Source organism: Microcystis sp. M113S1, from assembly GCF_020246945.1.
Lineage (GTDB): Bacteria > Cyanobacteriota > Cyanobacteriia > Cyanobacteriales > Microcystaceae > Microcystis.
On the sequence record NZ_JADBSA010000302.1, the window covers coordinates 1 to 9,579 of the forward strand.

Annotated in this window: 13 protein-coding genes; all 13 read left to right on the forward strand. The window is 41.8% G+C overall.

All coding sequences use genetic code 11. The annotated features are described in order from the left end of the window. Positions 1–339, forward strand: a 339-nt coding sequence (locus IM319_RS15240) for an RNA-guided endonuclease TnpB family protein (RefSeq protein ID WP_287736140.1), incomplete at its 5' end; no start/stop codon positions are given. Between the two features lie 287 nt (positions 340–626). Further along, a complete protein-coding gene (locus IM319_RS15245) occupies positions 627–1,460 on the forward strand; it encodes a photosystem II manganese-stabilizing polypeptide (RefSeq protein ID WP_004162736.1) in 834 nt (277 codons plus the stop codon). A gap of 419 nt (positions 1,461–1,879) precedes the next feature. After that, positions 1,880–2,089 carry a hypothetical protein gene (locus IM319_RS15250; RefSeq protein ID WP_287686529.1) on the forward strand — a complete coding sequence of 70 codons (210 nt, stop codon included), beginning with the start codon at positions 1,880–1,882 and terminating at the stop codon, positions 2,087–2,089. A gap of 300 nt (positions 2,090–2,389) precedes the next feature. Beyond that, complete coding sequence (locus tag IM319_RS15255; protein ID WP_287736142.1) at positions 2,390–2,668, forward strand: DNA methyltransferase; 279 nt, start codon at positions 2,390–2,392, stop codon at positions 2,666–2,668. A gap of 13 nt (positions 2,669–2,681) precedes the next feature. After that, positions 2,682–3,296, forward strand: a complete 615-nt coding sequence (locus IM319_RS15260) for a hypothetical protein (RefSeq protein ID WP_287736143.1) — start codon at positions 2,682–2,684, stop codon at positions 3,294–3,296. A gap of 142 nt (positions 3,297–3,438) precedes the next feature. Then, positions 3,439–3,762, forward strand: coding sequence for a hypothetical protein (locus IM319_RS15265; RefSeq protein WP_287736145.1), 324 nt, complete (start codon positions 3,439–3,441; stop codon positions 3,760–3,762). Positions 3,763–3,958: 196 nt separating this feature from the next. Continuing rightward, positions 3,959–4,936 carry a hypothetical protein gene (locus IM319_RS15270; RefSeq protein ID WP_287736146.1) on the forward strand — a complete coding sequence of 326 codons (978 nt, stop codon included), beginning with the start codon at positions 3,959–3,961 and terminating at the stop codon, positions 4,934–4,936. Between the two features lie 31 nt (positions 4,937–4,967). After that, positions 4,968–5,297: a XisI protein gene (locus IM319_RS15275; protein WP_287736147.1), complete on the forward strand. Its 330-nt coding sequence runs from the start codon at positions 4,968–4,970 to the stop codon at positions 5,295–5,297. A gap of 101 nt (positions 5,298–5,398) precedes the next feature. Beyond that, positions 5,399–5,626: a type II toxin-antitoxin system Phd/YefM family antitoxin gene (locus IM319_RS15280; RefSeq protein ID WP_287686521.1), complete on the forward strand. Its 228-nt coding sequence runs from the start codon at positions 5,399–5,401 to the stop codon at positions 5,624–5,626. Between the two features lie 162 nt (positions 5,627–5,788). Then, positions 5,789–6,400 (forward strand): hypothetical protein, encoded by a 612-nt coding sequence (locus IM319_RS15285; protein ID WP_287736149.1) that lies wholly within the window; start codon positions 5,789–5,791, stop codon positions 6,398–6,400. A 288-nt stretch (positions 6,401–6,688) separates the two neighbouring features. After that, complete coding sequence (locus IM319_RS15290) at positions 6,689–7,255, forward strand: photosystem I assembly protein Ycf4 (RefSeq protein ID WP_286825872.1); 567 nt, start codon at positions 6,689–6,691, stop codon at positions 7,253–7,255. Between the two features lie 28 nt (positions 7,256–7,283). Then, positions 7,284–8,021: a peptidylprolyl isomerase gene (locus IM319_RS15295; protein WP_287079142.1), complete on the forward strand. Its 738-nt coding sequence runs from the start codon at positions 7,284–7,286 to the stop codon at positions 8,019–8,021. Between the two features lie 183 nt (positions 8,022–8,204). Beyond that, complete coding sequence (locus IM319_RS15300) at positions 8,205–9,329, forward strand: beta-ketoacyl-ACP synthase (RefSeq protein WP_287736151.1); 1,125 nt, start codon at positions 8,205–8,207, stop codon at positions 9,327–9,329. Positions 9,330–9,579: the final 250 nt, after the last annotated feature.

Below are 9,579 nucleotides of genomic sequence, written 5' to 3' on the forward strand. Positions count from 1 at the left end.
GCAATATCTGACGTTAGTTGGGGAGAAATTACCCGACAATTAGCCTATAAATGCCGTTGGTATGGGAGAAATTACATCGAAATAGATAGATGGTTTCCTAGTTCTAAGCGGTGTAGTAATTGCGGGTATATTGCTGAGAAGATGCCGTTAAATGTTCGAGAGTGGGATTGTCCAGACTGTGGGACGCACCATGACCGAGATATTAACGCTAGTAAAAACATTTTGGCCGCAGGACTTGCGGTGTCAGTCCGGTTCGCGACCATAAGACCAGAACAGAGTAAATCTGTTAAGGCAGGTGCGAAACCCCGCAAGGGAAAGAAGCAGAAACCTAAATCGTGAGGTTTGGGAATCACCGTCCGTTTTACGGCGGTGAGGATGTCAACAGCTATCAGTTACTTAGAGCCTCCTGACTTGAAAGAGGGTGTAGGGTGTGGGGTGTGGGGTGTGGGGAGAACAAAGCTGCCTTTTGCATGAGTGCATGAGTGCCCCCTGTCTCCCATCTTCTCAATGGTCACTGATCTTTGATAAACTGAGTTTCGGTGAATTGGCGCAACCGATTCGATAATTCATCAGGCTATGGATCAAGGGTAGTAATTGTAAAGATTGACAAAGAGAGGTTGACATAGATGAGATTTCGTGCCTTGTTAGTTGCCTTTTTAGCCTTGTGCTTAGGGGTGTTGACAGCTTGTAGCGACGCGCCTAGTGCCGTCCTGAATAGAAACGAGCTAACCTATGATGAAATTTTAAACACGGGATTAGCTAACAAATGTCCGCAGATTTCCGAGTTCACCCGGGGTACTCTCCCCTTAGAACGCGGCGAAAGTTATGTGGTGACAGATTTATGCTTGGAACCCCAAGAATATTTTGTCAAGGGTGAACCCGTTAATAAGCGGGAAGCAGCCACCTTTATACCGGGTAAACTCCTAACCAGAGATACCACCAGTTTAGAACAGATGACAGCGAGTTTAACCGTAGGCGAAGACGGTGTTTTAACCCTCAAGGAAGAAGACGGTATCGATTTCCAACCCGTTACCGTACAATTACCCGGAGGTGAAAGAGTTCCCTTGTTCTTTACCATCAAAGGTTTCACCGGCAAAACCGAAGCCGGCTTTAACTCGATTAACAGTTCCACCGATTTTGAAGGCGACTTTAAAGTTCCCTCCTATCGTGGTGCTGGTTTCTTAGATCCCAAAGGTCGGGGTGTGGTGACGGGTTATGATAACGCTGTCGCTTTACCCGCTAGTGCTGATAGTCAAGATTTCCAGCGTGCTAACGTCAAAGCGACGGAACTGGGTAAAGGTACTATGTCTTTACAGGTAACTAAAGTTGACGCTTCTACCGGGGAGTTTGCTGGTGTTTTTGAAAGTGAGCAGCCTTCCGACACCGATTTAGGGGCAAAAGATGCTGAAGAAGTGAAAATTCGCGGCATTTTCTACGGTCGTCTCGAAGCTCGTGCCTAATTAATAAATTCAGAATTTCTGGAAATTAAGGCGAATTTCTCCCTAGAGAAGTTCGCTTTTTTCGGCTCTCTTGGGGGTGTTCAAGGGTTACACTAAATTTGGTTATTAAAAGCTTATTATTTAGGGTCTGCTGAATAAATCTAAAAACCTTGTTAGGTAAGACTTTTAGACTTTTTGTCAATCAAAAATTACCAGTTCTGGGAGTGATCGGGGGAAAATTCCGGGACTTTTTCTCTGAAAATTAGGTAATTGACCCCCTCAGAATCGGTAAAAACTTACACCCCACACCCCACACCCTGTCCCCACGAAAAACTTTTTCAGCAGACCCTATTTATTCTCCGTTTTGCCTCTTGCCTCTTGCATGAGTGCCTCTCCTGATATGTAGCCTATACTCAACGGATTTAGTATTACAATAAAGATTGACCTCGCCTTTACCCTTTCGAGCCGGTCAAAGAGTAGAAATTATTATTTTAGCAGAAGATGGTCAGGAAATCAACCCTCAATTAGAGGAGTTACGGCAAAAAATTGATAGTGCAACCGAGCAAATTTTAGCGGGTAATGTAACCGATGGTGAATTAGTTTTTGAGCAGTTAAAAACAAGATTAAGAGAAGAATATGGCTTAGAATAATGGCAATTTATCAATTCTCCCAAGGGGCAATTAATGATCCGGGGTGAGCGCATCTCAAACGCCATTGACAATTGACCAATTTTGTTATCCGCTTGCTGTGTAAGCATTTCAAGCGATACCAGTCAATCAGAATAGTTACGAACTCGATCCATTTGGTCGATTGTTGCTTAACAATTGAGAAGGCAAATCCTACCCAAATATGCCCGAATCGTGGGTAGGCAACCCACATAAAGTTCATTTTGTCAAGAATTTTTAAGATGCACTTACCCTGTGTTGATTCTCTGGTTTGACCCGATTACAATGAAAGTGGACTCAGAACCGGGTAAGAATGTCCCCGCTTGGTTTTTGGATAGCAACTACAACGGTTTATGTTTCCACGTCAATCAGGCATTTTTCCCCCGTACCGGCGCTTGGGATTCGATTAAGAAAGCTTTAAAGGGAACCGATGAGGAGTCGGTCTGGGAACATCTAGCAGGGACAACCAGCGCACCTTTTGAAGTGGGAGAACATCGGCAAATTGCCGTTAAAGTGATTGATGACCGGGGGAATGAATTGTTAGTTGTTAAGCAATTAAAATAAGTTGGAGGTCATTATGGCAATTGAAATTAAATCTTTAGTCCCTAAATTTGGACCTGATGGTAACTACGATGTGGGCTATATTGGATTTACCTACAGTGAAGGAAACATCATATCTGAAGGAATTGCCTATTTTACCCGTTGGCATCGAATGAGTGACATCAAGGTTTCTCATGCTTTAATTGTCACCAGAGACAATAAATGTGTTGAAGCTCATCTTGAAACTGGGGTTGCTGAAAAGGATTTGAGTGAATATTTTGATGATCTGCACTGTCAAATCTTTTTCAGAAAACCGAAAGGATTAACTTCGGATATAGCCAAAAAAATTGTCGAAAAAGCCGAGGAGCAAAAAGGCTGTAAGTATGACCTTGATTTAATTAAACACATGGTAAAAGTCCACAGTATTGTAGGGTGGACAATTAATAAGCTAACCCGAGATGGCTACGAGAAACGCATTACTCTGGCTCATGAAGGAGATAACAAGTGGATTTGCAGTGAATTAGCCGCTCATTGCTTAGATGAACAGCCAGAATACAAAGACAAGGGAATACTAAGCAAGCTAGATGCAACAATAGATCCTCAAGAATTATTTGAAGATCAGACGATATTTGAGCCTTGGCAGAAGGCATAATTTTCTGGACACCTCGAAAACTAAAGATGCTTATTGAGAATAACCCGGTATATGATGGTTAGTTTTCGCAATAAGACAATTTATCGGGGTGTCCTTCTTTTTTTTCCTACTACTTCCCACTTAACATCAAAACCGTCAAGCCATGAATCCTAGCGAGTTTCTCAGTCGTGAGATTATACGTCCTTTAATCACCCTTGCCATTCCGGGAGGAGTGGCGATCGCTCCTTATGTTTACTTATTGCATAGCAACGATACAGTTCGTGGTTTTTGGACAACCCATGAAGTAGCGATGATTTTCTTTCTGCTAGTAATTTCTTTAGCAGTTGGATTACTTTTAGAAGATATTGGCGCAGAAATCGAAAAATTCTATCGAGATCAGTTTGATCCGACAGGAAACACTTGGAATAATTATCTAAAAAAAACCAGCTTACTCCGACGTAAAAGATATTCAAAATACCCCTGCTGATCATTATATTACTGAAACAGCTAAAGACTATATTAACTCAATTGTCCTTCGGCTGAAGTTTGAGTTAGGGGTAGCTGTCGCTCTTCCTTTTACGATTGTTGGGCTGCTAGTTGGGAGTAGTAATTTTAATTGTCAACTAATTACCCCACAGGTGATAATAGCTACAATTGTACTATTTCTCTTGGATATCTATCTCTTGATTGAAGCTCTCAATAGTGTTGAATTACTCAATAAAACGCGCAGAAATATTAATCTTATAAATTTAGGAAAAATTACCGATGGAAGAATAACTACAAATGGCACCATTATTAATGGAATATATAATAATCAAAAAATTAACAACAATACAATTGTAGCAATTAACAATCAAGAAATTACCGATGGACAAATTACCGATGGAACAATCACCAATGGAGAAATTACTGGTGCAACAATTACTGGTGCAACAATTACTGATGCAACAATTACTGGTGCAATAATTACTGGTGTAACAATTAATACAGAAATTACTGATGCAACAATTACTGGTGTAAAAATTACTGGTGCAACAATTGAGCTTGCCCAAATCAATGAAATAACACCAGGTCTAGCAATTACTTTTATATGGAGTTTTGCACTTGCTATTGGGGCTATTGTCGGGGCTATTGTCGGGGCTATCGGGGCTATTGTCGGGGCTATTGTCGGGGCTATTGTCGGGGCTATTGTCGGGGCTATTGTCGGGGGCGCAATTGTTCTCTTATTAAGAGATAATGGATGGGAAGAAATTGTGAGAAGTCTGAGTAATATATTTTGTAAAAATCATCAAAATGGAATATTTAAAGATCATCTAACACTCTTCGGGAAAATAGTTCTTTCTGGTTTGGCTATAATTCTCTTGTATTCACAAGTTCCAAATTTACCAGTTCCAAAATTATGTATTACTAATCCAAGAGAAAATACCAAATTTTTGATGCGTTCTCCAGTTTATTTTGAAGGAAAAGCTTATGGTGATATTAAAACACTGAAAATATCGGCAGATGGTCATAAGATGTCTGACAAATTGCTAGTAACCGAGAATAAATGGAACTTTCCCTACTCTTTTAAAAACGTTGGCGATAGGCAAATTACCATTGAAGGAATGAACGCAGCAGATGAAGTTATTGCGGAACAAAAAGTTAAAATAACAATTATATAACCCTAAATTTTAAACTTTCTCAAGTGGTGTTATGGAAAGAATAAACTACTCTCAACTGATTCAAGACATTCTCACCCAACATTCAGATCATGACAGCAAAAATGACACAGAAACTCAACTTATTTTTGACACAAAACGCCATCATTACCAAGTCTTAAATATGGGTTGGAAAGAGCAAAAGCGAATCTATGGTGTGATTATTCATCTTGACATAAAAGATGACAAAATCTGGATTCAAAGAGATGGAACAGAAATCGGCATTGCTAATCAATTAATCGCGGCTGGTGTTCCTAAACAAGATATAGTCTTAGGTTTTCAGGCTCCCTATAAACGCAGTTTAACCGAATTTGCCTTGAGTTAATACATAAGAAAAAAATCCTAAATAACCCTATGTCCTACGAAGTCAACGAACCGATTCTCAACTTCCCCTTTGATGAACAACCTTGATTAGGTGTACCCAAAATGGAAACTATCGACATAAATAAAGCCTTACCGCAAATCAATCAACTCCTAGAAAAAGCAGCTACAGGAGAAGAAATAATTATTACCAGAAATAATCAACCAATGGTAAAATTAGTATCACCTCAAACCATACCTAAACGTCCTCCTTTATTTGGCAGTGACAAGAATATAATTTCCATTGGTGATGACTTTGATGAACCATTAGAGGACTTTAAGGATTATATGTAATGAGATTACTATTGGATACTCATAGCTTAATTATTAGTGGTTAGAGAGTTGCTTAAAAATCAACAATGAAACCAACCCGACAATGGAGAAGCTTCTCTATATCGCACCCGTGACCTCGTACCCTCTCACCTGATGGATAAACTGAGACAGGGTAAAGTCTTGGTGACAAACTGGCATATCTTTGAGAAAAGAATCCCCTCGACTGCTGGCACTGATTCAGCAAAAGTAGTCAAAGTGGGAGTCAAAACCACCGCCGCCGAAGTGATTAAGATTGCGGCTAAGAATGAAACTGCTAGGGGAACAAGATATCTAACCCAAGAAACTTTAGGACAGCAAATCGCATTAGGTCGGTTAAAAGTCGCTGAAGGAGGGGAAAAATACGATGCACAGGGAAATTTAAAAGAAGTCGAAGTTGAAAGTACCCGCTATTTAGAAAGTGATGCCGCTTGGATTAAACGAATTTTAACCCAAGAAGTGGGTAATAAACGTAACATTTTAGTCTTTAATGGTGAAGCTCACCATGCTTATCGTATTTACCCTAATAAAACTAATGGAAATGAAGAGGAGGAATTAGAAGAATTTGAAGAAAAAGAGGCTACTATTTGGGTAGAAGGATTAGACAGAATCCACAAATATCGAGGTATTAATTTCTGTGGGGCTCTATCCGCTACTCCCTATTACTTAAAATCTTCCAAACAGAATACTAACAAACCCTTTGAGTCGGTCGTCAGTGATTTTAGTTTAATGGATGCCATTGAGGCAAACCCTAATTAACCATCTCTGCCAATACTTTTGAAAAAAAGTATTACACTTCATCTTTAGGAGCAACGCTATATTTATTCCTTTCCAAGTCAACCTTTTATTGGTAATAACTTTTCTGGAAGGTTATCACCTTTTCTGGAAGGCAATCGCCGGTACAGAGTACCCTTGATCTTAATCAGAGAAAAAGTGTATGAGTTATTTTGGCGGCATTCCGCTCCAAATCAACACCCTAGGTCGGGGTGGGGGAAGTGGGGAGAAAAAAGCTGGTAAAATAACTCTAGGCAACCTTAAAAAGAATTCATGAAAGCGCAAACAACAAGTAAAGATAGCCTGATCCTACGGCAAGAAGTAGTGGGTTCCCGTCGCCCTAGTAACTATTTTTGGGCTGTAATCGTCTCTATTGGCGGTCTAGGGTTTCTCCTCGCCGGTCTTTCCAGTTATTTGAAGGTCAATCTACTTCTCGTTAGCGATACCAGTTCCTTACAATTTATTCCCCAAGGAGTCGCCCTCCTCTTTTACGGTACTGCGGGGACTCTTTTAGCCATCTATCTCTGGTTATCTCTCCTCTGGAATGTTGGAGGTGGTTACAACGAGTTTAACAAGGAAACCGGCAAAGTTAAAATCTTTCGTTGGGGCTACCCGGGCAAAAATCGTCGCATTGATCTCGATTGGCCTCTCGAAGATGTGCAAGCTGTGCGGGCCGAAGTGCGAGAAGGACTCAACCCGAAACGGGAACTATTCCTGCGGATTAAACAGCGTCGCGATATCCCTTTAACTCGCGTCGGCGATCCTATGTCCCTCTCGGAATTGGAAAATCAAGGAGCGCAACTCGCTCGTTTTCTGGAAATTCCTCTAGAGGGATTGTAGGCCTTTTTTCGCTCTTTTTGGCTATAAAATGATGAAGATAAGAAAATCTTGCTGGCTGTCTCTAGTTTGTGTTTTTTTAATCACAACGACGACACTTTTCGGCTGTTCTTCCCCGGAAGCTAATTCCACCCCCGATAATTCTAGTATCACCCAAACCTCTCAACCTGCCAGTTCGGGCAGTGTCAACATGGATAATTACAAACCCCGCTTAGATGGAACTGCCGTCGTCGAGATGATAATCAAAGGTAAACCGGTAACGATCGAAATTGATGGCAATGCAGCCCCAATTACTGCCGGTAACTTTGTGGATCTGGTGGGGAGAGGTTTTTATAATGGTTTAACTTTCCATCGCGTGGTTAAGGAACCGCAGCCTTTTGTCGCCCAAGGTGGTGATCCCCAAGGTCGCGGAACTGGTGGTTTTGTTGATCCAGAAACCAAGCAATCCCGTTATGTTCCCCTGGAAATTCTCCTTAAAGACGAAAAAGAGCCGATTTATGGGAAATCAATCGGTCAACAGGCCACGGCGCGCACTCCCATCGTCGCTTTACCCCATAAACGCGGTGCAATCGCAATGGCCCGTTCTCAACAACCTAATTCCGCTTCTTCTCAATTTTATTTTGCCCTGTCGGATATCAATTTCCTCGATGGTGATTATGCCGTTTTTGGTTATGTAACTGAGGGAATGGAAGTGATCGATACGATCAAACAAGGGGATAAAATTGACTCGGCTAAAGTTATTTCCGGTGCGGAAAATCTGAAAAAATAGCGATCGGTTAGGGTGGGACCGGGCGACAATAATTTAATATTCGCCGTCACCCACCAAATCATTAGACCTCTTGCAAAAATCAAAAATCTTCCGTTAGGTGAGGAGACTCCGAGACTCCGCGACAACTATCCTACCTTTGCAGGAGGTGTAATATTCTGATAACTGATAACTGATACCTGATAAATGAATGTTGTGGTGACGGGAATTGGGTTGATCAGTTCTCTGGGAAATTTAAGTCAGAGTTGGCAAAGATTACTAGAGGGCAAAACTGGTATAACTAGGCAACAACCCTTTCCTGATTTACCCGCATTACCCCTGGGTTTAATCGGTCACAAACCGGCATTTTTAGAGGATTTAACCAAAATTGCCCTGATTGCTGCCCTTGAAGACGCTCAATTAACCCCTCCCTTAAAGGATTGTGCTGTCACTATCGGTTCTAGTCGCGGTTGTCAGGGTTTATGGGAACAGATGGCAGCGACGGGAATAGTAGAAAACTGGTTAGATAGTTTACCCGATCGCGCCTCGGTATTGACCGCTAGATTGATAGAAACCGGCGCCCCAGTGTTAGCACCCATGGCGGCCTGTGCCACGGGTATCTGGTCGCTCGCGCAGGGTGTAGAATTAATTAAAATGGGAGAATGCGATCGAGTTTTAGCCGGGGCGATCGAAACCCCGATCACTCCCTTAACTTTGGTGGGATTTGAACAGATTGGAGCTTTGGCGAAAACGGGCTGTTATCCTTTTGATATAGCTAGAGAGGGCTTGGTTTTGGGCGAAGGTGGCGCGATTTTAGTCCTTGAATCGGAAGAACTGGCTTTAAGCAGAAATGCCCCCATCTACGGGCAAATTTTGGGCTATGGTTTTACCTGCGATGCCGATCATGTCAGCGCCCCGGCGATTAATAATCGTAGTGCTACCAAAGCCATAGAACTATGTTTGCACAGAAGTCAATTAAGAAAAGATGAAATTAATTACATTCACGCCCACGGCACTAGCACGCGTTTAAACGATGAACGGGAGGCAAACCTGATCGCTAACATTTTTGGCTCGCAAGTGGCTGTAAGCTCGACAAAAGGGGCAACAGGACACACTTTAGGGGCTTCGGGGGCGTTAGGTGTGGCTTTTTGTTTAATGGCCCTGAAAAATCAGCTAATTCCCCCCTGTGTCGGTGTGCGCGAGTCGCCTTTTCAGTTAAATTTAACTAGATCGGCTGTTAATTTTTCCCTGCACAATTGTCTCTGTCTTAATTTCGGTTTCGGAGGACAAAATGCAGCCATCGCAGTGGGGAAGTTTTTCAGTGATCAGTGATCAGTAATCAGTAATCAGTGACGGGAGCATCTCACCTTTGTAACCCCTAAATCAGGTTTTATGTCAAGCTATTTTGAAAGCCTTGCTAGAAACCAGTTTTAGGGACAAGTATAGAACCTATTTGGTATCTTAGGATACAGCTAATCGTCGTAGTAGAAGTCGAAGAAAACAGAGATGAATTTTGGTAGTGGAGTGCTGTAAAGTACGCTCAAAATTTTTGACTAAAGATTTGCAGCGTTCCATCCAAGAA

Bases quoted from the DNA above. Each gene is read 5' to 3' on its own strand.
- IM319_RS15280 (WP_287686521.1), top strand. From the start codon at position 5,399: ATGGAAACTATCGACATAAATAAAGCCTTACCGCAAATCAATCAACTC.
- IM319_RS15300 (WP_287736151.1), top strand. From the start codon at position 8,205: ATGAATGTTGTGGTGACGGGAATTGGGTTGATCAGTTCTCTGGGAAAT.
- IM319_RS15265 (WP_287736145.1), top strand. From the start codon at position 3,439: ATGAATCCTAGCGAGTTTCTCAGTCGTGAGATTATACGTCCTTTAATC.
- IM319_RS15275 (WP_287736147.1), top strand. From the start codon at position 4,968: ATGGAAAGAATAAACTACTCTCAACTGATTCAAGACATTCTCACCCAA.
- IM319_RS15260 (WP_287736143.1), top strand. From the start codon at position 2,682: ATGGCAATTGAAATTAAATCTTTAGTCCCTAAATTTGGACCTGATGGT.
- IM319_RS15295 (WP_287079142.1), top strand. From the start codon at position 7,284: ATGATGAAGATAAGAAAATCTTGCTGGCTGTCTCTAGTTTGTGTTTTT.
- IM319_RS15255 (WP_287736142.1), top strand. From the start codon at position 2,390: ATGAAAGTGGACTCAGAACCGGGTAAGAATGTCCCCGCTTGGTTTTTG.
- IM319_RS15245 (WP_004162736.1), top strand. From the start codon at position 627: ATGAGATTTCGTGCCTTGTTAGTTGCCTTTTTAGCCTTGTGCTTAGGG.
- IM319_RS15290 (WP_286825872.1), top strand. From the start codon at position 6,689: ATGAAAGCGCAAACAACAAGTAAAGATAGCCTGATCCTACGGCAAGAA.